The sequence below is a fragment of the Pseudomonas kairouanensis genome (assembly GCF_004682055.1).
GTDB classification, from domain to species: Bacteria; Pseudomonadota; Gammaproteobacteria; order Pseudomonadales; family Pseudomonadaceae; genus Aquipseudomonas; species Aquipseudomonas kairouanensis.
In genome coordinates, this window is the sequence record NZ_QUZU01000008.1 from 59098 (window position 1) to 84918 (window position 25821).

Here is a 25821-nt window from a genome sequence, read left to right on the forward strand (position 1 = left end):
TCCCTTGCAAGACCAGAGCCGCCATGACTGCCCCAAAATCCCCCTCGCGTTTCAACCGTTTCAGCAAAGCCGAATGCATCCTGGTGTTTATCACCATGATCTGGGGCGGCACCTTTTTGCTGGTGCAACACGCCATGACCGTCAGCGGCCCGATGTTCTTCGTGGGCCTGCGTTTTGCGGCGGCAGCGATTGTGGTGGGGTTCTTTTCATTGCGCACCCTGCGCGACCTGACGCTGTTCGAGTTCAAGGCCGGGGTGTTTATCGGCGTGGCGATCATGTTTGGCTACGGGCTGCAAACCATTGGCTTGCAGACGATCCTCAGCAGTCAGTCCGCATTTATCACCGCCCTGTACGTGCCCTTTGTGCCGCTGCTGCAATGGTTGGTGCTGGGCCGTCGTCCGGGGTTGATGCCGAGCATTGGCATCATGCTGGCGTTTGCCGGGCTGATGCTGCTGACCGGGCCTGCGGGGGCCTCGCTGAATTTCAGTCCGGGTGAAATCGCCACCTTGATCGGTGCCGTGGCAATTGCCGCCGAGATCATCCTGATCGGCGCCTTTGCCGGGCAAGTGGACGTGCGCCGGGTCACCGTGGTGCAACTGGCTACGGCGTCGGTGCTGTCGTTCATGATGGTGGTGCCGATGGGCGAGGCGCTGCCGGGCTTTTCGTGGTTGCTGCTGTTCAGCGCGGTGGGCCTGGGCCTGACCAGCGCGGTGATCCAGGTGGCAATGAACTGGGCGCAGCAGAGTGTTTCGCCAACGCGGGCCACGTTGATCTATGCCGGTGAGCCAGTGTGGGCTGGGGTGGTTGGGCGGATTGCCGGGGAGCGATTCCCGCCGATTGCCATGGTTGGCGCGGTGTTGATTGTGGCGGCGGTGATTGTGAGTGAGATGAAAACCAAGGGGCAGAGGGCGGCCGCCTCATCCCGTAGGAGCGAGCCTGCACGCGAAGAACCTGAGAACAGCGCGTGAATCCGGGAGGCTCGCGTTTTCGTTGACGATTTTCGCGAGCAAGCTCGCTCCTACAATAGTTTTCGGCTTACCTTGTAGGATCCTGCCACATCTTGCCGTTTGGTGATCGTGAAAGCGGCACGTATGATGCATCCCAAACTCCCGCAGATTAGAAGCCTATGTCCCTGATAGTTCTACTGCTTCTGCCATTTATTGGCAGCTGTCTTGCGGCCTTGCTGCCGCACAATGCACGTAACACCGAATCCCTGTTGGCCGGCCTTGTGGCCCTGGTCGGCACTATTCAAGTCGCCCTGCTCTACCCCCAGATCGCCCATGGTGGCGTGATCCGCGAAGAATTCATGTGGTTGCCCAGCCTGGGCTTGAACTTCGTGTTGCGCATGGACGGGTTTGCCTGGCTGTTCTCGATGCTGGTGCTGGGCATCGGCACGCTGGTGTCGCTGTATGCGCGCTACTACATGTCGCCGGACGATCCGGTGCCGCGCTTCTTTGCGTTTTTCCTGGCCTTTATGGGTGCCATGCTCGGGCTGGTGATTTCCGGCAACCTGATCCAGATCGTGTTTTTCTGGGAACTGACCAGCCTGTTCTCGTTCCTGCTGATCGGCTACTGGCACCACCGCGCCGATGCGCGACGCGGTGCCTATATGGCGTTGATGGTCACCGGCGCGGGCGGCTTGTGCCTGTTGGCGGGGGTGATGCTGCTGGGGCATATCGTCGGCAGCTATGACCTGGACCAGGTGCTGGCGGCGGGCGATCAGATCCGCGCCCATGGGTTGTACCCGGCCATGCTGGCCCTGGTGCTGATCGGCGCCTTGAGCAAAAGCGCGCAGTTCCCGTTCCACTTCTGGCTGCCCCACGCGATGGCGGCCCCCACGCCGGTGTCGGCGTATCTGCATTCGGCAACGATGGTGAAGGCCGGCGTGTTCCTGCTGGCCCGCCTGTGGCCGTCGCTGTCCGGCAGCGAAGAATGGTTCTATATCGTCGGCGGTGCCGGCGCGATCACCCTGCTGCTCGGCGCTTACTGCGCAATCTTTCAGAACGACCTCAAGGGCCTGCTGGCCTACTCCACCATCAGCCATCTCGGCTTGATTACCCTGCTGCTGGGCCTCAATAGCCCGCTGGCCGCCGTCGCCGCGGTGTTCCATATCCTCAACCACGCCACCTTCAAGGCTTCGCTGTTCATGGCGGCGGGGATCATCGACCACGAAAGCGGCACCCGCGACATTCGCAAGCTCAGCGGCCTGGTCCGGCTGATTCCGTTTACCGCCACGCTGGCGATGGTTGCCAGTGCATCCATGGCCGGGGTGCCGCTGCTCAATGGCTTCCTGTCCAAAGAGATGTTCTTTGCCGAGACCGTGTTTATTTCCTCGACCGCCTGGGTGGAGTTCGCCCTGCCGGTGATCGCCACCATCGCCGGTACGTTCAGCGTGGTGTATGCCCTGCGCTTTACCGTGGATGTATTCTTCGGCCCCACCGCCACCAACCTGCCCCACACGCCCCACGAGCCACCGCGCTGGATGCGTGCGCCGGTTGAACTGCTGGTGTTTACCTGCCTGCTGGTGGGGATTTTCCCGGCCCAGGTGGTGGGTTCGATCCTGGCCGCAGCTGCCCTTCCGGTAGTAGGCGGCGTGCTGCCCGAGTACAGCCTGGCGATCTGGCACGGCTGGAATGCGCCAATGATCATGAGCCTGGTGGCCATGAGCTGCGGCGTGGTGCTGTATTTGATCCTGCGCAAGCAGCTCAAGCGTGGCCGCTTCAAATACCCGCCCCTGATCAGCTACTTCAATGGCAAGCGCGGTTTCGAGCGCAGCCTGGTGGTGATGATGCGCGGCGTGCGCAAGATCGAGAAACGCATCAGCACCAAGCGCCTGCAAACCCAGTTGTTCCTGCTGGTACTGGTGGCGGTGGTCGCCGGTGTGATCCCGATGCTGCACAGCAGCCTCAGTTGGGGTGACCGGCCGAAGATCCCCGGCTCCATCGTGTTCGTCACCCTGTGGCTGCTGGCGATTGCCTGCGCCCTGGGTGCCGCGTGGCAAGCCAAGTACCACCGGCTGGCAGCCCTGACCATGGTCAGCGTGTGCGGCCTGATGACCTGCATCACCTTCGTATGGTTTTCGGCGCCCGACCTGGCGCTGACGCAACTGGTGGTTGAAGTGGTCACCACGGTACTGATCCTGCTGGGCCTGCGCTGGCTGCCCCGGCGGATCGAAGAAGTCTCGCCACTGCCAAGCTCGTTGCGCAAGGCACGCATCCGCCGCCTGCGCGACTTCCTGCTGTCCACCGTGGTGGGCGGCGGCATGGCGCTGCTGTCCTACGCGATGCTGACGCGCCAGACCCCCAACGACATTTCCTCGTTCTACTTGAGTCGCGCCCTGCCCGAGGGTGGCGGCAGCAATGTGGTGAACGTGATGCTGGTGGACTTCCGTGGCTTCGACACCCTGGGCGAAATCACCGTACTCGGCGCCGTGGCACTCACGGTGTACGCGCTGTTGCGGCGCTTCCGCCCGTCGAAAGAAAGCATGCAGCTGCCCGCCCAACAGCGCCAACTGGCACCGGACGTGGCCACCGACCTGGTCAACCCACGCCAAGCCAGCGACACCGCCCTGGGCTTCATGATGGTACCGGCGGTGCTGGTACGCCTGCTGCTGCCGATTGCGCTGGTGGTGTCGTTCTACCTGTTCATGCGTGGCCACAACCAACCCGGCGGCGGTTTTGTCGCCGGCCTGGTGATGTCGGTGGCGTTTATCCTGCAGTACATGGTGGCCGGCACCCAGTGGGTCGAGGCGCAGATGAGCCTGCGGCCGATGCGCTGGATGGGCTTCGGCCTGTTCTCGGCCACGTTGACCGGACTCGGCGCGTTGTTTGCCGGCTACCCGTTCCTTACCACCCATACCTGGCATTTCAGCTTGCCGGTGCTGGGGGATATTCACGTCGCCAGCGCCCTGTTCTTCGACGTCGGCGTGTACGCCATGGTCGTTGGCTCAACGCTGCTGATGCTCACCGCCCTCGGCCACCAATCGGTGCGCGCACACAAACCCAGCACCCAGGCCAAAGTGGTCGCTGCAACAGAAGGAGCCGCCTGATGGAAGAAGTCATCGCAATTGCCATTGGGGTGTTGGCCGCCTCGGGCGTGTGGTTGATCCTGCGGCCACGGACCTTCCAGGTGGTGATGGGCCTGTGCCTGTTGTCGTACGGGGTGAACCTGTTCATTTTCAGCATGGGCAGCCTGTTTATCGGCAAGGAGCCGATCATCAAGGACGGCGTGCCGCAAGACCTGCTCAACTACACCGACCCGCTGCCCCAGGCCCTGGTGCTCACGGCCATCGTCATCAGCTTTGCCATGACGGCCTTGTTCCTGGTGGTGCTGCTAGCCTCCCGAGGCTTGACCGGTACTGACCATGTGGACGGCCGGGAGCCCAAGGAATGACGTGGATGAACCAACTGATCATCGCGCCGATCCTGCTGCCGTTGCTGACCGCTGCGCTGATGTTGATGCTCGGCGAAAAACGTCGCCCGTTGAAGGCGAAGATCAACCTATTCTCCAGCGTGATTGGCCTGGGCATCGCGATTTTGCTGCTGTACTGGACGCAAAAAGGCGGCCCCGGCTCGATTGGCGTGTACCTGCCGGGCAACTGGCAGGTGCCATTCGGCATTGTGCTGGTGGTGGACCAACTGTCGGCGCTGATGCTGGTGCTCACCGGCATCATCGGCGTGAGCGCGCTGCTGTTCGCCATGGCCCGCTGGGACCGGGCGGGCACCAGTTTCCACGCGCTGTTCCAGGTGCAGATGATGGGCCTGTACGGCGCGTTCCTCACCGCCGACCTGTTCAACCTGTTCGTGTTCTTCGAGGTGCTGCTGGCGGCATCCTACGGCTTGATGCTGCACGGCTCGGGCCGGGCGCGGGTGTCGGCGGGCTTGCACTACATTGCGATCAACCTGTTGGCGTCGTCGCTGTTTTTGATTGGCGCGGCGATGATCTATGGCGTCACCGGCACACTGAACTTCGCTGACCTGGCGTTGAAGATCCCGCTGGTGCCAGAGGCGGATCGTGGCCTGTTGCACGCCGGTGCCGCAATTCTTGCGACAGCATTCCTGGCCAAGGCCGGCATGTGGCCGCTGAACTTCTGGCTGGCGCCCGCCTATTCCTCGGCGAGTGCGCCGGTGGCGGCGATGTTTGCGATCATGACCAAGGTGGGCGTGTACACCGTGCTGCGCCTGTGGACCTTGTTGTTCTCCGGCCAGGCCGGTGCGTCGGCATTGTTCGGCGGCGACTGGCTGGTGTACGGCGGCATGGCGACCATCATCGGCGCCGGGCTGGCGATGATCGCCGCCCAACGCCTGGAGCGCATGGCCAGCCTGAGCATTCTGGTATCGGCGGGGATTCTGCTGTCGGCGGTCGGTTTCGCCCAGCCAAGCCTGACGGCGGGCGCGTTGTTCTACCTGGTCAGCTCGACATTGGCCTTGAGCGCGCTGTTCCTGCTGGCGGAGTTGATCGAGCGCTCGCGTTCAGCCAACGACCTGCCGCTGGATGAAGAAATCGATGCGTTGCCCAAGGCCATGGAATCGCTGCATCCTCGCCCTGGTGTAAACCTCGATGATGAACAGCAAGCCGTGGTCGGCCAGGTGATCCCCTGGACCATGGCGTTCCTGGGCCTGAGCTTTATCGCCTGCGCGCTGCTGATCATTGGCATGCCGCCGCTGTCGGGGTTTATCGGCAAGCTCAGTTTGTTGAGTGCGCTGGTCAATCCGCTAGGCCTTGGGGTTAGCGTTGACGCACCGATCCGCCCGGCGGCGTGGGGCCTTGTGGCGCTGCTGATCCTCTCCGGCCTCGCCTCGCTGATCGCCTTCGCGCGTTTGGGTATCCAGCGCTTCTGGACTCCAGAGGAGCGTCCTTCACCGCTGCTGCGTCGCTACGAGTGCGTGCCGATCTTCTTCCTGCTGGGCCTGAGTATCCTGCTGACCTTCAAGGCCGAGCCTTTGTTGCGCTACACCCAGGACACTGCTGTCAGCCTGAACAACCCCGAGCACTATGTGATGGCGGTGATGGCGACACGTCCCGTGCCCAGCCCTGAAAGCAAGGCCGCCGCGCTGGAGGTGCAACCATGAAGCGCCTGTTCCCTGCCCCGTGGTTGTCCCTGGCACTGTGGTTGTTGTGGCTGGTGCTGAACCTGTCCGTCAGCCCCGGCAACCTGCTGCTGGGCGCGCTGTTGGGCTTTCTTGCGCCGCTGCTGATGGCGCCGTTGCGGCCGTTGCCCATCCGCATCCGCCGGCCGGGGGTGATCATCCGCCTGTTCTTCGTGGTGGGCCGCGATGTGATCGTCTCCAACCTGCAAGTGGCCTGGGGCGTGTTGACCTGCGGCTCACGCCCACCGCGCTCGCGCTTTATCAAGATCCCCCTGGACCTGCGCGATGCCAACGGCCTGGCGGCACTGGCGATGATCACCACCGTGGTGCCCGGCACCATCTGGTCAGAACTGGCGCTGGACCGCAGCATCCTGCTGCTGCACGTGTTCGACCTGGACGATGAAGCGCAGTTTATCGAGCACTTCAAGACCACCTACGAGCGGCCCCTGATGGAGATCTTCGAATGAGCGCCCTGCTCTCCAATGCCATCCTGTTCAGCCTGTTCCTGTTTTCCCTGGCCATGGTGCTGACCCTGGTACGCCTGTTCAAAGGCCCCTCGGCCCAGGACCGGGTACTGGCGCTGGACTACCTGTACATGCTGGCGATGCTGATGATGCTGGTGCTGGGCATTCGCTACGCCAGTGACACCTACTTTGAAGCGGCGCTGCTGATTGCGCTGTTTGGCTTTGTGGGCTCGTTTGCCCTGGCCAAATTCCTGCTGCGTGGCGAGGTGATTGAATGATGCCGTTATGGGTGGAAGTGATCGTGGCGGTGCTGCTGGTATTGAGCAGCGTGTTTGCCTTGATTGGCGCAATTGGCTTGCTGCGCATGAAGGACTTCTTCCAGCGCATGCACCCGCCAGCACTGGCCTCGACGCTGGGGGCGTGGTGTGTGGCGTTGGCGTCGATTGTGTACTTCTCGGTGCTCAAGTCCGGGCCGGTGTTGCACGGGTGGTTGATCCCGATTTTGCTGTCGATCACCGTGCCGGTGACTACGCTGTTGCTGGCGCGTACGGCGTTGTTCCGTAAGCGCATGGCCGGTGATGATGTGCCGGCCGAAGTCAGCAGCCGCCGCTAATTCCTCAGGAAAATTCGGTTAAAAATGTGGGAGCGGGCTTGCTCGCGAATGCGGTACATCAGTCACACATGTATTGACTGACACTGCGCATTCGCGAGCAAGCCCGCTCCCACATTGGGCTCTGTGCTAGGCCAAAGATCGGATTCGGCGCACGTCAAAAAAATAGGAAAAGGAGTTCCACCCGACCATGAACATCAAATGTTCCGTATTTATCGCCGCCAGCGTTGACGGTTTCATTGCACGAGCCGACGGTGACATCGAGTGGCTTCACCGCCCGGAATACGAAACCGCAACCCTGAACGGCGTGACGTATGAAAGCTTCATCGCCACCGTCGATGCATTGGTCATGGGGCGCAAGACCTTAGAGAAGGTCCTGTCGTTTCCCGAGTGGCCCTATGAAGGTTTACCTGTCATTGCGTTGTCGCACCAGCTGCTGGAAGTTCCCGCACATGTGCAGGGCAAGGTCGAGGTGCTGGCGACGGATGTTGGCGCATTGGTCAACCAACTGGCTGAGCGCGGCATGAAGCATCTGTATATAGACGGCGGGCAGACGATCCAGGCGTTTCTTGAGGCCGGCCTGATCGATGAATTGATCATCACGCGTATTCCGGTGTTGCTGGGCAAAGGCATTTCGTTGTTCAGCCAGGTGGGCAGCGAGCACGAGCTTCGCCATCTCGGTACGGATGTGTCGGTCAATGGGTTTGTGCAGAGCCGCTATGGCGTTGCGAAGGCAGTGACTGCATGACGAACATCCCCCTCGCTTTGGTGGCGGGCATAGGCCGCCACAACCGCTCCATCGGCAAGGCCAACGGGCTGCTGCGCAACGTCCCCGACGACATGCGCCGCTTCGCCGCCAAGACCATCGGCAAGCCGGTGATCATGGGGCGCAGGACCTTTGAGTCGGTGATTGCACTCAGCGGGCGGCCGCTAGTGGATCGGCCGAATATCGTGCTTTCGCGTGATCCGGCGTATCAGCACAAACACGCAATTGTTTGCCGGTCCTTGGCATCCGCCCTGCAATGCGCAGCGGCGTTTGCGCCCGAAGAGATTCATATCGGTGGCGGGCCGGAGTTATATGACCAGGTGATCGACCGGGTAGACAGGCTATACCTCACCCTGTTCAACGACGATCACGAAGGCGAGGCCAAATTTCCCAGCTTCGAGGGTGAGTTCATCGAGGTCTGCCGGCATGGAGTCAGGGAACACCAAGGCCTTGAATATGAGTGGGTGGATTACGTGCGGCGCGCAGACTCTACCGATGTGAAGCGAGCACGGTAAAAAATGTGGGAGCGGGCTTGCTCGCGAAGGCGGTGTATCAGTTACACATGTACTGGCTGACACACCGCCTTCGCGAGCAAGCCCGCTCCCACATTTGGATTGGGCACCACTGGATTGGCTGCGTGACCCAGTAGAAACCCGCAGAAATTTCCGACAGCGTTTTAGGGTTGTCCCTCGGAAGATGGCTGCCTATTCTTCGGCGGTCGCTGCAAATTCAGCGACCGGGTTTCGCAGCCCGGTTAAACTCTAGACGCACAGCGTCCACCTCAAGATAGCGGGCGCTTTTTTATGCCTGATGTTATGGCGGCTGTGCGCGGGATACCTTTGGGTATGCCGGGTGCCTAGAGTCCCGGTCTGCGAACCTGCGTACAGCTGCCACCCGATTATCGTTTCGCAGCGATGGGTGGTGACTCCAATACTCTAGGAGCTTCGTCATGATCAAAGACAGTCCGAATCCGCCGTCAGACTCAACCGCGTTTCACACTGCTGCTCACGGAGCAATTAACCACTATTTGAATCCACCTGAGAAATCAGAAACTTCTGCTGACGGCAATGGCTTGTTTACCGTACGCGAAGGGGTGGACTTCGAGACACTTCTTATCAATGCATCAGAGGACCTGACGTCTGCTCAAGCCCTGGCGAGCCATTTAGCTTTCGAGGTTGATGGAACTCCGCGTAGCGTAGCGCTAGGGATATGTCGAATGTTGGAGGGAATTCAGTTAATGGTCGACAGCGCTGTTGCTAAATGCGAAACAACCACTCAAAGATAGCGCTCACAATGGGACGGTTTCGGTTAGATCTTGTAAACCCGTCCCTTTTTCTCAATTTCGCATCTATAAATGCAAAGCTGGCTCTGTTTTTAACTGCCCGCGAGAGTTCAAATCGTTGACCAACCAAAGCCCTGCTCTCGTCATCAGGCAAAATGTTGCGATAACGAATCCGGTGACGAAGCTATCACTCGCTCTCAGCGTCTTTTGATCCGACTTCACAATAGTGGTACGAATCGGACCAGAGCCCGCAAACGGTTGACCCACATCAATATTGAACAGCTCCACTGACTGAATATAGGCATCCAAGTCTAATGCTGAGAGCGCCCTATCAAAATCATGCCCGAAGTCGTTACGAACTTTGTTTAGCTTTTTTAAAGCATCCGCTAATTCGACAGGCAAGCCGAAAGCTACCGCCACCATTAGTTTTTCGTCAAAATACTTAAGCAATTCTCCTTTTCTACCCCTCTCAAAAAACTTTCGACTATGTGTTGGAATTCTTTCATCGAGATACACCTCCAAGAACCGCTCAGCAATCAGCTGCAATTTCAACACGCTTCCCGCTTCATCATTCTTCAACAATATGTCGGCATAATATTTAGGATCGATGAACAAATTAAAATTGTGATTCAGCTTAACCATTGCCATAACATCTTCCTTTATCAGATAAATACAAAAACGCCCCGAACCAGTCGGGGCGTTTTCCATTCAGCGTTTACCGATCAAGCCTGATCAGCCAACCGCCACGTCGTCCCACCCTTGCCGTCTTCCAACACCACGCCCATGGCAGTGAGTTGGTCGCGGATACGGTCGGATTCCGCCCAGTCCTTGTTGGTACGTGCGTTCAGACGCGCCTGGATCAGTGCATCCACTTCGGCCGCATCCACACGCCCTTCAGCGCCAGCCTGCAGGAAGTCCTCAGGCTTCATTTGCAGAACCCCCAGCACACTGGCCAGCTCTTTCAAGCGCGCCGCCAAACCCGCCGCTGCATCGAGATCGCTCTCGCGCAGGCGGTTGATCTCGCGCACCATTTCGAACAGCACGGCGCAAGCTTCGGGGGTACCGAAGTCGTCGTTCATCACCTGGGTGAAGCGCTCAACGAACGCTTCGCCACCGGCTGGGGCGACAACGGGTAAGCCTTTCAACGCATGGTAGAACCGCTCCAGGGCGCCTTTGGCGTCCTTGAGGTTATCTTCCGAGTAGTTGATGGCGCTGCGGTAGTGGCTCGACACCAGCAGGTAACGCACAACCTCTGGATGGTACTTTTCCAGCACGTCGCGAATGGTGAAGAAGTTGTTCAAGGACTTGGACATCTTCTCGCCATTGATGCGGATCATGCCGCAGTGCATCCAGGCGTTGGCGTAGGTCTTGCCGGTGGCGGCTTCGCTTTGGGCGATTTCGTTTTCGTGGTGCGGGAACTCAAGGTCGCTGCCGCCGCCATGAATGTCGAAGGTCTCGCCCAGGCAGCAGGTGGACATCACCGAGCATTCGATGTGCCAGCCCGGACGCCCGGCGCCCCATGGAGATTCCCAGCTCGGCTCGCCCGGCTTGGTGGCTTTCCACAGCACGAAGTCCAGCGGGTCTTGCTTGGCTTCGTCCACTTCGATGCGTGCGCCGATGCGCAGGTCTTCGATCTTCTTGCGCGACAGCTTGCCGTAGCCCATGAACTTGGCGACGCGGTAGTACACGTCGCCATTACCTGGGGCGTAGGCGTAACCCTTGTCGATCAGGGTCTGGATCATGGCGTGCATGCCGGGGATGTGGTCCGTGGCACGCGGTTCCATGTCCGGCTTAAGGATATTGAGGCGTGCCTCGTCCTCGTGCATCGCGGCGATCATGCGCTCGGTCAGCGCGTCGAACGACTCGCCGTTTTCGTTGGCGCGGTTGATGATCTTGTCGTCGATGTCGGTGATGTTGCGCACGTACGTCAAGTCATAGCCGCTGAAACGCAACCAGCGGGTCACCAGGTCGAAGGCCACCATGCTGCGGCCGTGGCCGATGTGGCAGTAGTCGTACACGGTCATGCCGCACACGTACATGCGCACCTTGTTGCCATCGAGCGGCTTGAAGACTTCTTTGGTCTTGCTGAGTGTGTTGTAGATCGTTAACACGACGATTCCCTTAAGACTGAATCACTGGCCCCACGAATCACGCAAGGTCACGGTACGGTTGAATACCGGAGCACCAGGTTTCGAGTCCTTGATATCCGCGCAGAAGTAACCTTCGCGCTCGAACTGGAAACGGTCTTCCGGCTGTGCTTCGCCCAACGACGGCTCGGCACGACAACCCGTAAGTACTTGCAGGGAGTCAGGGTTGATGTTGTCGAGGAAACTCGCGCTGTCTTCGGTCTTTTCAGGGTTCGGCGAGCGGAACAGGCGATCGTACAAGCGCACTTCACACTCGATGCTGGCCGCAGCCGGCACCCAGTGGATCACGCCCTTGACCTTGCGGCCTTCAGGGTTCTTGCCCAGGGTTTCCGGGTCGTAGGAGCAACGCAGTTCGACGATGTTGCCATCGGCGTCCTTGATCGCTTCGTCGGCGCGGATCACGTAGCTGCCACGCAGGCGCACTTCGCCGTTTGGCTCCAGGCGCTTGTAGCCTTTTGGCGGCTCTTCCATGAAGTCATCGCGGTCGATGTAGATTTCACGGCTGAATGGCAGCTTGCGCACGCCCAGTTCTTCTTTTTGCGGATGACGCGGCAGTTCGAGGTTGTCGACCTTGTCTTCCGGGTAGTTGGTGATCACGACTTTCAACGGACGCAGCACGCACATGGCGCGTGGGGCGCTGTGGTCGAGGTCGTTGCGGATGCTGAATTCGAGCATGCCAAAATCGACTACGCCGTCGGAACGGTTAGTGCCGACCATCTCGCAGAAGTTGCGGATCGAGGCAGGCGTGTAGCCACGTCGACGGAAACCCGACAGGGTGGACATGCGTGGGTCGTCCCAGCCATGCACGTGCTTTTCATCGACCAGTTGCTTGAGCTTGCGCTTGCTGGTGATGGTGTAGTTCAGGTTCAGGCGGCTGAACTCATACTGACGTGGGTGCGCAGGCACCGGCAGGTGCTCCAGGAACCACTCGTACAGCGGGCGATGGCTTTCGAACTCCAGGGTGCAGATGGAGTGCGTGATGCCTTCGATGGCGTCCGACTGACCGTGAGTGAAGTCGTAGTTCGGGTAGATGCACCACTTGTCACCGGTCTGGTGGTGGTGGGCATGGCGGATGCGGTACATGATCGGGTCGCGCAGGTTCATGTTCGGCGAGGCCATGTCGATCTTGGCACGCAGTACACGGGCGCCGTCCGGAAACTCACCGGCACGCATGCGGGCGAACCAGTCCAGGTTTTCTTCCACCGAACGGTCGCGGAACGGGCTGTTCTTGCCCGGCTCGGTCAGGGTGCCACGGTATTCCTTGGCCTGCTCCGGGCTCAGGTCGTCAACGTAGGCCTTGCCGGCCTTGATCAGCTCAACGGCCCAGTCGTGCAACTGGTCGAAGTATTGCGAGGCATAGCGCACTTCACCGGACCATTCGAAGCCCAGCCACTTCACGTCGCTTTCGATGGCGTCGATGTATTCCTGGTCTTCCTTGGCCGGGTTGGTGTCGTCGAAACGCAGGTGCGTGACGCCACCGAACTCCTGGGCCAGGCCGAAGTTCACACAGATCGACTTGGCGTGACCGATGTGCAGGTAGCCGTTGGGCTCTGGCGGGAAGCGGGTGACGATCTGCGTGTGCTTGCCCGAATCCAGGTCCGCCTGGATGATCGGGCGCAGGAAATTGACCGGGACGGCAGGTCCGGCCTTGGAATTCGAGGTAGGGTCGACAGTGGGCTTGCTCATAGGATCCTTGAACAGACAGGTTCGTGGCCGGGTAAGGCCAGATAAAACAAAGCGCTCATAATAGCCGAAGCCGTCAAGACACTGACAGAGCGTGGCCAAAAACTGCTGCATTTATTGCATGGGCGGTAAAAAACCACCTCGAAATTCCTACAGGTCACGCTAAACTGCGCCCCTTGGCCAAAGTTTTGCCAAATCGGTAAGGCGCCCCGGCGTCCACACCCACGAATTCCTTGAAAGAGAAACGACCATGACTCAAGTCAAACTGACCACCAACCACGGTGACATCGTCATCGAACTGAACGCCGAGAAAGCGCCGATCACCGTCGCCAACTTCATCGAGTACGTGAACGCCGGCCACTACGAAAACACCGTTTTCCACCGTGTGATCGGTAACTTCATGGTCCAGGGCGGCGGTTTCGAGCCTGGCATGAAAGAGAAGAAAGACAAGCGTCCAAGCATCCAGAACGAAGCGGACAACGGCCTTTCCAACGACAAGTACACCGTCGCCATGGCCCGTACCATGGAGCCGCATTCGGCCTCGGCACAGTTCTTCATCAACGTCGCCGACAACGCCTTCCTGAACCACAGCGGCAAGAACGTGCAGGGCTGGGGCTACGCGGTATTCGGCAAAGTGACCGAAGGCCAGGACGTCGTTGACAAGATCAAAGGCGTGCAAACCACCAGCAAAGCGGGTCACCAGGACGTTCCGGTAGAAGACGTAGTCGTCGAGAAAGCCGAGATCATCTAAGCGTGATATTGCTGATTTCAGACTTGCATCTGGAAGAGGAGCGCCCGGACATCACCCGGGCGTTTCTGGATCTGCTCCACGGCCGCGCCCGTGGCGCCCAGGCGTTGTACATTCTGGGGGACTTCTTTGAAGCCTGGATTGGCGACGATGGCATGACCCCCTTCCAGCGTTCGATTTGCGCGGCTCTGCGTGAGCTGAGCGACAGCGGCACCCCGATTTTCATCATGCACGGCAACCGCGATTTCCTGATCGGCAAGGCGTTCTGCAAAGCAGCAGGTGCCACCTTGCTCAAGGACCCGAGTGTCGTGCAGCTCCATGGCGAGCCAGTGCTCTTGATGCACGGCGACAGCCTCTGCACCCGCGACGTCGGCTATATGAAGCTGCGGCGCATCCTGCGTAACCCCATTGTGCTGTTTATCCTGCGGCATTTGCCTTTGCGCACCCGCCACAAGCTGGCGCGCAAGCTGCGCAGCGAGAGCCGTGCGCAAACGCGCATGAAGGCCAACGACATTGTGGATGTCACGCCCGAGGAAGTCCCGAAGGTGATGCAACAGTTTGGCGTGCGCACCCTGGTCCACGGCCATACCCACCGCCCCGCCATCCATAAGCTGCAGATTGGTGATCAGGCGGCCAAGCGTATTGTGCTGGGGGATTGGGACAAGCAGGGCTGGGCGTTGCAGGTGGATGAGCAAGGGTTTCAGTTGGCGGCGTTTGATTTTGTGAACCCGCAGTTGGCGTTGCCTGGGGCCTGAACCTCAAACACCACTGATCCATTGTGAACAAAGATCCAAATGTGGGAGGGGGCTTGCTCCCGATGACTGTGGCAGATTCAACACCTATGTTGACTGACCCACTGCTATCGGGAGCAAGCCCCCTCCCACATTTTTGACCGAGTACGTCCTGAAGTCAGTGCCCAGAAGCCTCCGGCCCAGCCTTGGCCCCAAACGGCGGCTTGGCCAACCACACCAGCAACATCAACCCCATGAACATCCACCCCAGCAACGTGAAGTAATCCACGGTGGACATCATGTACGCCTGGCTGGTGAGGATCTGGTCCAGCTGCGTGTAGGCCTTCTGCCCTGCCCCACCCAACGCGTCCAGCGCATTGCGGGTGGCGGAGTCGTAAGTGGTCATGTTCTCGCTCATGTAGGCATGGTGCTGGTCGGCCCGGCGAATCCAGATCCAGGTGGTCAGCGACGCCGCAAAGCTGCCGCCCAGGGTGCGCAGGAAGGTGGCCAGGCCCGCACCGTCAGCGATCTGCTGCGGTGGCAGGTCGGACATCAGGATGCTCAAGGTCGGCATGAAGAACAGCGCCACGCCAATGCCCATGAACAACTGCACCAGGGCGATGTGGGTAAAGTCCACCTCATTGGTGAAGCCCGCGCGCATAAAGCAGCTCAAGCCAATGGCCAGGAACGCCAGGCCCGCCAGCAGGCGCAGGTCGAACTTGTGCGCGTACTTGCCCACGAACGGCGACATCAACACCGGCAGGATACCGATCGGCGCTACCGCCAACCCGGCCCAGGTAGCCGTGTAGCCCATCTGGGTTTGCAGCCACTGCGGCAGGATCAGGTTGATGCCGAAAAAGCCCGCGTAGCCCAGGATCAACACAATGGTGCCGATCCGGAAGTTGCGGTAAGCAAACAACCGCAGGTTGACCACCGGGTGTTTGTCGGTGAGTTCCCAGATGATGAACACCGCCAGGGCAATCACCGAAATCGCCGCCCCCACGATGATGAAGTTGGACTCGAACCAGTCCAGGTCATTGCCCTTGTCGAGGATGATCTGCAGCGCGCCAACCCCGACGATCAGGCTCAGCAGCCCGACGTAGTCCATCGGCTGGTAACTGGTGACCACCGGGCGTTTCTTCAACTGCGAACGCACCACCATCACCGCGAAGATGCCGATGGGCACGTTGATGAAGAAGATCCACGGCCAGCTGTAGCTGTCGGTGATCCAGCCGCCGAGGATGGGCCCGGCAATCGGCGCCACCACCGTGACCATCGCCAATAACGCCAGCGCCATACCGCGCTTTGCGGGGGGGTAGACCGCAATCAACAAGGTCTGGGTCATCGGGTACAACGGCCCCGCCACCAAGCCTTGCAGCACCCGAAAGCCGATCAGCTCGGGCATCGAGGTGGAAATACCGCAAAGGAACGAGGCCAACACAAACAGGATGGTCGCCCACAGGAACAGCTTCACCTCACCAAACCGGCGGCTCAGCCAGCCGGTAAGCGGCAAGGCGATGGCGTTGCTCACCGCAAACGAGGTGATGACCCAGGTGCCCTGCTCCGAACTCACGCCGAGGTTGCCGGAAATGGTCGGCAACGCCACGTTGGCGATGGTGGTGTCGAGCACCTGCATAAAGGTCGCCAGCGACAGGCCAATAGTGGCCATCAACAGGCTGGGTGGCGTGAAGGAGGCGTTATTGCTCATTAGCGTTGCACAGCCTTGGGAGCGGCGATGCTGTTGTCATGGATCAGTTGGGTGATCATGGCGTCGGCTTCGGCCAGTTGGCGGTCGTATACGTTGGTGGTGAAGCTAGCCTTCTGCGGCGCCTGTTGCGCCAGTACCGGGCCGCTCTGGTCGTGCAGGTCCACGTTGACCACGGTGGACAGGCCTACGCGCAGTGGATGCTTGGCCAACTCGTCAGCGTTGACATGAATGCGCACCGGAACCCGCTGCACGATCTTGATCCAGTTACCGGTAGCGTTTTGCGCCGGCAGCAGGGCGAACGCGCTGCCGGTACCGGCGCCGAGGCTGTCGATGGTGCCGCTGAACTTGACGTCGCTGCCGTAGATATCCGACTCGATGTCCACTGGCTGGCCGATGCGCATATTGCGCAGCTGGGTTTCCTTGAAGTTGGCGTCGATCCACAGCTGGTCCAGCGGGATCACCGCCATCAACGCGGTGCCTGGCTGCACGCGCTGGCCCAATTGCACGGTGCGCTTGGCCACATAGCCGGTGACCGGTGCGATCAAGGTGCTGCGTGCATTGGTCAGGTAGGCCTGGCGCAATTGCGCGGCGGCGGCTTGCACGTCGGGGTGGGACGAGATCACGGTGTCGTCCACCAGGGCATTGCTGGTCTTGAGTTGTTGCTCAAGGTTGGTCAGGGCATTCTTCGCCGCGGTCAGGCTGTCACGGGCGTGGGACAGCTCCTCTTGGGAAATTGCCCCGCCCTGGGCCAGGGTTTTACGGCGATTGAAGTTGTCTTGGGCGGTTTGCACGTCGGCTTTCTGTGCATTGACCTGGGCTTTCATGCCATCGACGTTGCTGTACAAGCCACGTACCTGGCGCACGGTGCGGGCCAGGTTGGCCTGGGCACTTTGCAGGCCCACAGCGGCGTCGTTCGGGTCGAAATTGACCAGCACCTGGCCTTCGTGGACCAAGTCGCCATCATCGGCGCCGATGCTCACCACGGTGCCGGTGACCAGCGGGGTGATTTCCACCACGTTGCCGTTCACATAGGCGTCGTCGGTGCTTTCGTTGAAGCGCCCGTAAAGCTCATACCAGCCCCATACGCCCACGACGCCGAGGATGACGATCAGCGCCAGGCCAATCAGCATGACCTTGCGTTTGCGTGGGTTGGTGTCTTTTTCTGTTGCGGCGTTGCTGTCGGCAGTGGCCATGACTGATACCTCAAATTATTCCGTACGCGTTGCGGGGGTGGCGGCTGCCACGGTTGCGGCGTTGAACCCGCCACCCAGGGCTTGCATCAATTGAATCGACAGGTCGATCCGGGCGGCATTCAGGGTTGCCAGCTGGCGCTGGGCCTGCAGTAATTGCTGCTCAATGCTGAGCACATCCAGGTAGTTGCCAATGCCGGAGCTGTAGCGCTGCAGGCCGGTGTCGTAGGACTGCTGGGCGATGTCCGCGGCATGCTGCTGGGCCTGGATCTGTCGGCCGGTGTCGCGCAGTTGCGCGAGGGTGGTGCCAATGTCACCCAAGGCTTGCACCAGGGTTTTGTTGTACTGGGCCACGGCCAGGTCGTAGTCCGCATCGCGGGCATCGAGGTCGGCACGCAGGCGGCCGCCGTCAAAGATCGGCAGCGAGATGGTCGGCGCAATGTTGAAGAAGCGGCTGGCCGAACCGAACATCGCATCCCCCAGCAACGACTCGGCCCCAGCGCTCGCGCTCAGGTTGAGGTTGGGGTAGAAGCGGGTTTTGCTCGCGGCCACGTTCTTGCTCGCGGCCTCCACACGCCAGCGGGCGGCGATCAGGTCGGGACGGCGGCCCAGCAGTTCGGCCGGCAACACCGACGGCACGGCCACGGCGCTGGGCGTAAGCACGTTGGGGCGGGCCAGCTCGCTGCCACGGTCGGGGCCTTTGCCGAGCAACACCGCCAGGGCGATCTTGGCGCTCGCCAGTTGTTTCTCTGCATCGATCAGCTGCGACTGGGCGCTGGCTTCCAGGCTTTCGGTCTGCTGGTACTGGTAGTGGCTGTCGATGCCCGAGTTCAGGCGACGCTGGCCCAGGTCCAACATTTGGCGGGTGCGCTTGAGGTCGTCATTGGCCAGGTCACGCACGATATGGGCCTGGCCCAGGTCGCTGTAGGCCTTGGCCACGTTGGCGGCCAGGGTCAGGCGTGCGGCCTGCTGGTCGACTTCGGCGGCGCGGGCCTCGCCCAGCGCGGCTTCCCAGGCGGCGCGCTGGCCACCCCAGAGGTCGAAGTTGTAATTGAAGCTGGCGCCGATATTACGCACGGTGGAATAGGCATCGCCCTGCCCCAATGGATCCTGGTCCTTGGCCAGGCGCGAACGGGTTACACCGGCGCTGGCATCCAGGGTTGGCATGCGCGCGGCGTCGGCGGCAAAGGCGGCGGCTTGCGCCTGGTGGGCACGGGCGCTGGCCACTTGCATGTCGGGGCTGTTTTGCAGGGCCTCAACGACCAGGCTGTCGAGCTGTGGGTCGCCGAGGCTTTTCCACCAGTCGGCGCTGGGCCAGGCAGCTTGCGAAAGCGTCACGCCACTCAGAGACTGACCGGTTTGCAGGGTGTTGGCGTCGAGGTGTTTACCTTGGGTGTCGAGGCCACTGAAATTGGCGCAACCGGCCATGCTCATGGCGACCAACACCAGGCAAAGGGCACGTGTGTTCATCATTTACCTACCCGCAGCAGCGTGATCGAGTCACCTGCGGCTATCAGAATTTTCTTGAGGATGCGTTCCAGGTCTTCCAACTCGCCGGGTTCCAGGGAGCCGGCCAGTTGGTTCAGGGCGTCGGTGCCGACGTGGGGCAAGGTGTCCGCCAGTTTCTGGCCATCCGCAGTGAGTACGAGCTGCACCTGGCGACGGTCCTGGGCGGAACGTTGGCGTTCGAGCAAGCCCTTCTGCTCCAGGCGGTCGAGCATGCGGGTCATGGAGCCGCTGTCCAGCGACAGGTGGCGACACAGCTCGGCCGGGGTGTCGATGCCATAGAGCGCCATGATCACCAACACCTTGAACTGCGCGGCGGTGATGCCGTACGGCTCCATATGAGTGTCGATGATGCGGTCTTTGAGCAAAGCGGCACGGCCCAGTAACAGGCCGAGGTGGCAGTTGTGGAAGTTGTCGGGGGTGAAGTGTTTCATTGGGAAGTCACCTTATTACTGCCTAGGCAGTGAAAGTATGACCAGATGTTACTGCTTAGGCAGCGAATGTCAAATGGAATAATTAGCTTGCTTGGTAAATGTTGAAATCTTGAATTGGAATGCAGGCAAATGTGGGAGGGGGCTTGCTCCCGATAGCGGCGTACCAGTCAGCTTATTTGTAGCTGACCCACCGCAATCGGGAGCAAGCCCCCTCCCACACTTTTATTCCCAGTGAGGCTCTAGAAATCGCGTTTGTAGAAGATGTCGAGGGAGCTCGCCACCCCACTGGCCACTTCCAGATACACCTTCTTGCTCAACAAATACCGCAACGCAATGGTGCTCGCCGGCTCAAACACCCCCACCCCATAACGCAGGCTGAGTTTCTCGGTGATCTTGCCACTGGCCACCACCGCCGTATTGTTACCGCTGCCCTGGGTGTCGAGCTCAAAGTCCTGGATGCCCAGGTTCTTGGCCAGGTCCGAGGTAACCCCGGCGCTGCCCATCAGCCCCAGGCCCAGCGCAGCTTGGGCCAGCATGTTGTTGTCTTCACCCGTGGTACTCAGCGGACGACCCAGCACCAGGTAGGACAGCGCCTGCTCCTGGCTCATGGCCGGTTCCGAGAAGATTTGCGTGGTGGGCTGCTCGGCGCTGCCGCTCAGGCGGATACCGGCGATGATGTCGTCGGTCTTGCGGATGGCTTCGATGTCGAGGTACGGCTGGTCCAGGGGGCCGGCGAACAGCAGGCGCGCACGGCGCACATCGAGTTTTTGCCCGTAGGCGCGGTAACGGCCATCGTTGAGCCACAACTCGCCACGGGTATCGAGGTTGTCGCCGATATGCACATGGCCCTGGACCTTGGCGGTGAGGCCGAAGCCCGAAAAGTTGAGCTGGTCTTCGCCCACTGCCACGTCGATATCCATCGCCATGGCCATCGGCGGCTTGCCCTCTTCGGTCTGGCTGCCGACGATCACGGTGTCATCCGACACCTTGACGGTAGACGGTGGCAACTCGCGCACGGTGATATCGCCACGGGGGATGCGAACCTTGCCAGCGATGGCCAGCTTGTCGTCCTTGAGGCTGATTTTCAGGTCGGGCGCCACTTCCAGCACAGCGTAAGGCTCTACCGTGACCGGCAGTTGCGAGCCTTGCAGGCTGAGGTCCACCACCAGGGCCCGGCCCCAGTCGATCTGGCCCTTTAGGCTGCCCTGCCCGGCCTTGCCGCTGCGCCAGGCGCCATTGAGCTGCACACTTTCGCCCGCAATCAACGCCTGCACATTCAGGCCTTCAAGGCTGATGGGCAGCTCTGGCCCCGAGACTTCACCGCCCACCAGGTTCACGTTGCCGTTGACCTGGGGCTCCAGCAAACCACCCGAAATACGCCCATTGCCGTTGAGCTTGCCGCTGAGGGTTTCCACCATCGGCACAAACGGCCGCGCCACGGCGAGGTCGAGGCCCGCGAGGTTGAACGTGCCGGTGATCGGCTTGTTCTTCGCCAGGGGGTTGATCTGCGCCTGCACCATCAGTTCGCCCAGTTTGCCGCCGCGAAAGTTCAGCGCCGTGTCGATACGCTTGGGGTTGAGGGTGGTTTCCAGTTTCAACGTATCGTAGGGGAAGTCCACCCACTGGGTCTTGTCCTTGACCCGCAAGGTGCCGCCGCTGGCGTCTACCGAGACCACACCTTTAGGGCCGCTGTCGGGCAGGTCGAGTTGCACGTCGGCATTGAGCTTGCCTTGCCACGCGAAGTCCTTGGGCAAAAAAGCCGCCAGGCTGTCGATGGGGAACTGCTTGAGGTGGTAACGCAACTTGGGCTCGGGCATCAGGCGCTGGTCTTCACCGCACAGGCTGGCCGGGCCGGAGACCCAGCAGTGCGCAGCAAAGGTCAGCTTGCCATCGGCCAGACGCTCGATCTTGGCCGGGGCTTGCAGCTTCCAGTCCTGGCCACCGGCTTGCACGTCGCCACTGGCCAGGCGCCCGCGCCAGTTGCCTTTGTCGAGGTTGCCGTCCAGCGCCAGGGCCAGTTTTACCAATGGGCCGGCCAGGTCCAACTGCACTTTCTGGCTTTTGATATCGCCCTGGGCGCTGGCAGTGAGGGTGCCCACCTGGGTCTCGCCGGCTTGGATACCGCTGCCCTTAAGGTCGATCTTGGCGCGTTGGGCGCTGTCCAGCGTCGCATCAAGGGTCAGGTTTTGCAGGCGATTATCGGCAAGCGCCAGCTGCTGGCCCTTGAGGTCAAGCTTGCCTTGGGGCGCCTTGAGGCTACCGGCCACGTCGAGGCGGCCGTTGATTTGCCCGCGCAGTTGCGGCCACAGCTGGGCCAGGCGTGCCAGCTTGATATCGATCTGCCCGGCCAGGCGCTGTTGCAGGCTGCCGCTGCCGTTGATGCGGTTGTCCCCCAGGCGAATATCCAAGTTGGCCAGGGTCCACTGTTCGCCCGCGCCTTCGGCCTTGGCCGCCAGCACAGCGGTTTGCCCGCGCAGACGGCCCTTGAGGTCGAGGTCGGCGTTGAGCTTGAGTTGCTCGTTCTTAAACTCGCCCTTGCTGCGCAACGGGCCGGCCAGGGTGCCGGGCAGTTCTGCGACCCAGTACGCGGGGTTCAGTGCCGACAGGTCCAGCGCCGTGTCCCAGGCGATGCCATCGGCAAACTGTAGGTTCAGATGGCCTTCGGCTTTGCCTTGCCCAGCAGTGAGTTTCAGCTCAGGCAGGAAGATTTGCTTGAGGTCGCCGCTGAACGGCGTGACCACATTGAACTTGCCCGCTGGGCCATCGAGGTCGGCCGTGAGGTTGCCCAGATAGTTGCCGTCTTTGTAGGCGATTTCACCGTTAAAGGTGCGCAACACGACCTGGGGCTCGTCGATCAGTGGATAGAGGCGATGCCAGGGGAAGTCCAGCCAGTCGATCTTGGCGTCGGCGCTGAAACCCTGTTGCCAATCCAATTGAGCGCTGAGCTTGAGGCTTTGTTTGTCGCCCGCCGTCAGGTCCAGCCCGGCGAGCTGTGCGCCCTTGGCGTCAACCCTGCCTTGCAGCAGCAGGTCCACCGGGCCTTTTTCCGCTGGTAGCACCGCCTTGCCCAGCAATTGGTAGCCGCTTTTCAGGTCGCCCTTGGCGCTGAGGTCCAGCTGATTGAGTTGCAGGGTGTCGGGCAGGTCGGCGCTGGGTTTGAAGCCATCGGCGGTGATGTGCAACTGCGCGGGGAGGTTATCCGCCAAGGGTTGCAGCTCGCCCGCGAGTTTGGCGGGCAGGTAACCGCTGCTGTCAGCGTCGAGTTTGAGGGTCTTGAGCAGGTCGCCTTCGACCTTGAGCGCGACCTTCCACGGCGCCCCGCCCGGCGCGTACGGCAGGCTCAGGTTACCGCTGGCGGTCAACGGCCAATCGCCGATGGGTTGCAGCAGGCCAGTCAGGTCCAGCACCAGGCCGTCCCGCTGCAAGTGCACCGAGTCGATCTGCATACCGGCGGTGGTCCAGTGCGCCGCCAGTTGCAGGCCCTTGAGTTCTTCGCTGCCGTTATACAGCAGGCTACCGACGCGAACGTCGCCCAACTGAATGGCAATCGGCAGTTTCAACTCGGGCAGTTGGATCGGCCCGCTGCTCTGCTCGGTACTGGGCGCAAATTGCAGGCTGACTTGGTCCACATCCAACTGATTGATGCACAGGGTCATGCGCAACAGGCACGCGGGCGACCAGTCAAACGTCGATGTGGTGAGTTCGACACGGCTGCCATCCTGCTGCCATAGAAGGTGATCGGCGCTCCACTGCCCCCCTAAGTGGCCTTGGAAATTCTCCACCGTCAACCCCGGCACACGGCCCAACGCCCAGCGGCTGCCCGCCTGGGTGCCGAGCACCGTCCATAGAGCCAGCAACACCAGGGCGAGGACAGCCACCACGGCCAGCCCCGCTATTTTCACACCACGCATCACAGCTCAGGCCCCATGGAAAAGTGCAATCGAACGCCGCCCGGATCTTCGAGGGCATGGGCCAGGTCGAGGCGGATCGGCCCCACCGGCGAAACCCAGCGCACACCGATGCCTACACCGGTTTTCAGGCTGGGCAGGTCCAGGCTGTTAAAGGAGTTGCCCTGGTCGACAAAGGTCGCGACCCGCCATTTGTCGGTGATGGAGTATTGATACTCGGCGCTCAACGCCACCATATAGCGCCCGCCGATGCGGTCGCCCCGGTCGTTCTCGGGTGACAGGGTCTGGTACTCGTAGCCACGCACGCTCTGGTCGCCACCGGCAAAGAAGCGCAGCGACGGTGGCACCGATTTGTAGCCGTTGGTGGCGCTGCCGCCCACTTGTGCGCGGGCGAGGAAACGGTGGTTGTCCCACAGGGTGGTCAGGCCTTTGACCATGGCCGTGCCGTAAAGCAGGTTGGTGTCGGAACCTAGGCCCTCTTTGGCCACCTTGGAATCAAATTGCAGGCGATAGCCGTTGTGGGGGTCGATACGGTTGTCGCTGCGCAGGTATGAATAGCTGACGCCAGGCATCACCAGGTTACTGAGGCCCGAGTCGTTGCCCAGGCGATATTCTTCGCGCTGGTATTTGAGCGAGATCACCCGGGTCCAGCCGCTGGGCAACTTGCTGTGCCATTCAGGGCCTAAGGTGAGCAATTTACTCACGGTGTCGGTGTTGGCGATTTCTTCATTCTGGTAGCCACCGGCAAAGCGCAGTTTGTCGGTGAGGGGCGGGTCCAACGGAATGTCGTACCACAGGCCGACGTTCTGGCGCGGCGCCGAGAGTTCGGCTTCCCAACCGTAGCTATGGCCCTGGGGGTTGACCCAATGGCGGGTCCAGTTGGCCTTGCCGCGCGGCCCCACGTCAGTCGAGTAGCCCAGGCCGAGGCCCATGGTGCGCGGCTTGCGGGTTTCCAGTTGCACGGCCACCGGGATCACATCATCGGTCGAGGCAGCAGGTGTTGCGTCCACGCGCACGCCTTCAAAGAAGCCGCTGCCTTGCAGGTTTTGGTTAAGTTCGGCGATCAGTTCGGAGTCGTAGGGCGTGCCGCTTTTGAACGGCACCATGCGTTGCAGCAACTCGTCATCGAAGGGTGTGTCGCCCTTGAAGTTGACCTGGCCCAAGGTATAACGCGGGCCGCTGTCGTAGATCAGCTCGATATCGGCAACACCCGCCTGGGGATCTACCGAGAGTTTCTGGCGGGTGAAACGCCCGCTGAAAAAGCCGTAGCGTGATGCCTGGTTCTGGATCAGGCGCTTGGCGTCTTCGTAATGGCCGTGGTTGAGCACGGCGCCGGATTTGAGGTCGTCGCTGACGGGCACGCGAAACGCCTTGAGGTTCGCGGCCTGGCCGTCGACCCGAATGGTCACGTTGCGCAAATGCACCGGCTCGCCGGGGTCGATGGTGAGGGTCAGGCGCGGGTTCTTGCCGCCCTTCACATCGCTTTCGATCTGTGGCTGATAAAAGCCCAAGGCCTGGGCGGCTTTGCGCGCCTGCTCCTCAGCGCCACGGCTGAACCGCAGCAAGGCCTCTTCATCACGATCGCCCACCCCGCCGATGTAGCCTTCGATGTTGGCTTTCAACGCGTCGTTTGAGGGTTTGATGCGCACGTCCAATTCGCTTTGCGCCAAGGCGCCGCAGCTTGTGAACAGCAGAATCAAGCCGCTGGTGTATCTTCCTGGAAACTTCATAGGCGCGGATGCTACACGAGCTTGGGAGGTTGTTAGAACTCAGATGCATCTGAAAAATGTTGCCCTAAGCCGTTGCAGCCTGCACTACTTGAGGATTGGGGTGAAAAAAAACATGTTCCAGGATAGGTCCTACGGCAACCTCGCCGATTTCCTCATAGCCCTGGCGTTTGTAGAACTCCAGGTAGCGAGAATTCCCCGTGTCGAGTACCACACCGGACGAATGCGGGTCTTCGGCGCACCAATTGTGCACCGCTTCCAATAACTGCTCGCCGTAGTGCTTGCCCTGGAACTGCGGGTGAATGCCCAACAATGGCAGCACATGCACCGACTCGCTGGGCAGGCACGCCAGCACCGCGTGATGGTAGTCCAGGTAGCGCCGGGTACCGCGCACGCCGGTGCTCAGCCACATGCGTAATTGCCAGGCCCAGCTCTCGGTAATCCCCAGGCGCCGTTGCGGTGGAGCGATCAGGGCGATGCCGATCAGGCGGTCATTGACGAACAGGCCGATGGCGGGAAGTTTCTGAAAGAAATGCTGCTTGACCAACTCACGTACCGTGGCGCGTACCCGCTGTTCGTAGCCTGGGCGCTCAGCCTCGAAGATGTAGGCGAAGGTCGGTTCGTGCCGATACGCCTGATACAACAGTGAGCGGGCCTCGCGGGAATAACCGCTGTTGAGCAAGCGAATATCTGCAGTTGTGTCCGGCATACCATCAATCTCCCTGGGCGCGGCTCAAAAGGCCACGTTCTTATGGGTACGAACCTACACAGCACGAGTCGTTCCCAGACATTAGCAGTGCAACTGCCCTACCGCCACGCTGGCCCCCG

22 protein-coding genes are annotated in these 25821 nt (G+C 60.9%); 12 read left to right on the forward strand and 10 right to left on the reverse strand.

Translation table 11 applies throughout. From position 1 onward, the window contains the following. Positions 1 to 23 precede the first annotated feature (23 nt). From DYL59_RS09040 to DYL59_RS09090, 10 genes are all read left to right on the forward strand, one after another. Positions 24 to 968, forward strand: a complete 945-nt coding sequence (locus tag DYL59_RS09040) for a DMT family transporter (protein WP_135288872.1) — start codon at positions 24 to 26, stop codon at positions 966 to 968. A 158-nt stretch (positions 969 to 1126) separates the two neighbouring features. Further along, positions 1127 to 4048, forward strand: coding sequence for a monovalent cation/H+ antiporter subunit A (locus tag DYL59_RS09050; RefSeq protein WP_135288874.1), 2922 nt, complete (start codon positions 1127 to 1129; stop codon positions 4046 to 4048). Beyond that, on the forward strand, positions 4048 to 4392 hold the full coding sequence (locus tag DYL59_RS09055) for a Na+/H+ antiporter subunit C (RefSeq protein WP_003192163.1): 345 nt from the start codon (positions 4048 to 4050) through the stop codon (positions 4390 to 4392). The genes DYL59_RS09050 and DYL59_RS09055 overlap by 1 nt, the downstream gene beginning before the upstream one ends. Continuing rightward, positions 4389 to 6071, forward strand: a complete 1683-nt coding sequence (locus tag DYL59_RS09060; protein ID WP_135288875.1) for a monovalent cation/H+ antiporter subunit D — start codon at positions 4389 to 4391, stop codon at positions 6069 to 6071. Before DYL59_RS09055 ends, DYL59_RS09060 begins: the two co-directional genes overlap by 4 nt. Further along, entirely contained in the window at positions 6068 to 6556 is a 489-nt protein-coding gene (locus DYL59_RS09065) for a Na+/H+ antiporter subunit E (protein ID WP_135288876.1), read from the forward strand. The genes DYL59_RS09060 and DYL59_RS09065 overlap by 4 nt, the downstream gene beginning before the upstream one ends. Then, positions 6553 to 6831, forward strand: coding sequence for a K+/H+ antiporter subunit F (locus DYL59_RS09070; protein WP_105522735.1), 279 nt, complete (start codon positions 6553 to 6555; stop codon positions 6829 to 6831). The genes DYL59_RS09065 and DYL59_RS09070 overlap by 4 nt, the downstream gene beginning before the upstream one ends. Further along, on the forward strand, positions 6828 to 7166 hold the full coding sequence (locus DYL59_RS09075; RefSeq protein ID WP_026136444.1) for a Na+/H+ antiporter subunit G: 339 nt from the start codon (positions 6828 to 6830) through the stop codon (positions 7164 to 7166). The genes DYL59_RS09070 and DYL59_RS09075 overlap by 4 nt, the downstream gene beginning before the upstream one ends. Before the next feature lie 187 nt (positions 7167 to 7353). After that, entirely contained in the window at positions 7354 to 7911 is a 558-nt protein-coding gene (locus DYL59_RS09080; protein WP_135288877.1) for a dihydrofolate reductase family protein, read from the forward strand. Next, the gene (locus tag DYL59_RS09085) at positions 7908 to 8444 is read left to right on the forward strand and encodes a dihydrofolate reductase (RefSeq protein ID WP_135288878.1); all 537 of its coding nucleotides are present in this window, start codon (positions 7908 to 7910) and stop codon (positions 8442 to 8444) included. Before DYL59_RS09080 ends, DYL59_RS09085 begins: the two co-directional genes overlap by 4 nt. 434 nt (positions 8445 to 8878) lie before the next feature. Continuing rightward, positions 8879 to 9214, forward strand: a complete 336-nt coding sequence (locus DYL59_RS09090) for a DUF6124 family protein (RefSeq protein WP_135288879.1) — start codon at positions 8879 to 8881, stop codon at positions 9212 to 9214. A 63-nt stretch (positions 9215 to 9277) separates the two neighbouring features. Here the strand turns inward: DYL59_RS09090 and DYL59_RS09095 are convergent, their stop codons facing one another. Genes DYL59_RS09095 through DYL59_RS09105 form a run of 3 tightly spaced genes read right to left on the reverse strand, consistent with a single transcriptional unit; the run spans position 9278 to position 13044 of the window. Beyond that, entirely contained in the window at positions 9278 to 9919 is a 642-nt protein-coding gene (locus tag DYL59_RS09095) for a hypothetical protein (protein WP_135288880.1), read from the reverse strand. Positions 9920 to 9933: 14 nt separating this feature from the next. After that, on the reverse strand, positions 9934 to 11322 hold the full coding sequence (gene cysS, locus DYL59_RS09100) for a cysteine--tRNA ligase (protein ID WP_135288881.1): 1389 nt from the start codon (positions 11320 to 11322) through the stop codon (positions 9934 to 9936). 21 nt (positions 11323 to 11343) lie between these two features. Further along, entirely contained in the window at positions 11344 to 13044 is a 1701-nt protein-coding gene (locus DYL59_RS09105; protein ID WP_135288882.1) for a glutamine--tRNA ligase/YqeY domain fusion protein, read from the reverse strand. 247 nt (positions 13045 to 13291) lie between these two features. Here DYL59_RS09105 and DYL59_RS09110 point away from each other — a divergent pair, with 247 nt between their 5' ends. Continuing rightward, complete coding sequence (locus DYL59_RS09110; protein WP_135288883.1) at positions 13292 to 13792, forward strand: peptidylprolyl isomerase; 501 nt, start codon at positions 13292 to 13294, stop codon at positions 13790 to 13792. Positions 13793 to 13794: 2 nt separating this feature from the next. Continuing rightward, complete coding sequence (lpxH, locus tag DYL59_RS09115; protein WP_135288884.1) at positions 13795 to 14544, forward strand: UDP-2,3-diacylglucosamine diphosphatase; 750 nt, start codon at positions 13795 to 13797, stop codon at positions 14542 to 14544. 154 nt (positions 14545 to 14698) lie between these two features. Here the strand turns inward: lpxH and DYL59_RS09120 are convergent, their stop codons facing one another. The 7 genes from DYL59_RS09120 to DYL59_RS09150 form a co-directional block, all read right to left on the reverse strand. Then, complete coding sequence (locus DYL59_RS09120) at positions 14699 to 16228, reverse strand: DHA2 family efflux MFS transporter permease subunit (protein ID WP_135288885.1); 1530 nt, start codon at positions 16226 to 16228, stop codon at positions 14699 to 14701. Next, entirely contained in the window at positions 16228 to 17421 is a 1194-nt protein-coding gene (locus tag DYL59_RS09125) for an HlyD/EmrA/EmrK family protein (protein WP_135288886.1), read from the reverse strand. The genes DYL59_RS09120 and DYL59_RS09125 overlap by 1 nt, the downstream gene beginning before the upstream one ends. A 15-nt stretch (positions 17422 to 17436) precedes the next feature. After that, on the reverse strand, positions 17437 to 18888 hold the full coding sequence (locus tag DYL59_RS09130; RefSeq protein WP_135288965.1) for an efflux transporter outer membrane subunit: 1452 nt from the start codon (positions 18886 to 18888) through the stop codon (positions 17437 to 17439). After that, positions 18888 to 19358, reverse strand: a complete 471-nt coding sequence (locus DYL59_RS09135; protein ID WP_135288887.1) for a MarR family winged helix-turn-helix transcriptional regulator — start codon at positions 19356 to 19358, stop codon at positions 18888 to 18890. Before DYL59_RS09135 ends, DYL59_RS09130 begins: the two co-directional genes overlap by 1 nt. 239 nt (positions 19359 to 19597) lie before the next feature. Continuing rightward, on the reverse strand, positions 19598 to 23269 hold the full coding sequence (locus DYL59_RS09140) for a translocation/assembly module TamB domain-containing protein (protein WP_135288888.1): 3672 nt from the start codon (positions 23267 to 23269) through the stop codon (positions 19598 to 19600). Continuing rightward, positions 23269 to 24996, reverse strand: a complete 1728-nt coding sequence (locus DYL59_RS09145; protein ID WP_135288889.1) for an autotransporter assembly complex protein TamA — start codon at positions 24994 to 24996, stop codon at positions 23269 to 23271. Before DYL59_RS09145 ends, DYL59_RS09140 begins: the two co-directional genes overlap by 1 nt. Before the next feature lie 64 nt (positions 24997 to 25060). Then, complete coding sequence (locus DYL59_RS09150; RefSeq protein ID WP_135288890.1) at positions 25061 to 25702, reverse strand: GNAT family N-acetyltransferase; 642 nt, start codon at positions 25700 to 25702, stop codon at positions 25061 to 25063. Positions 25703 to 25821: the final 119 nt, after the last annotated feature.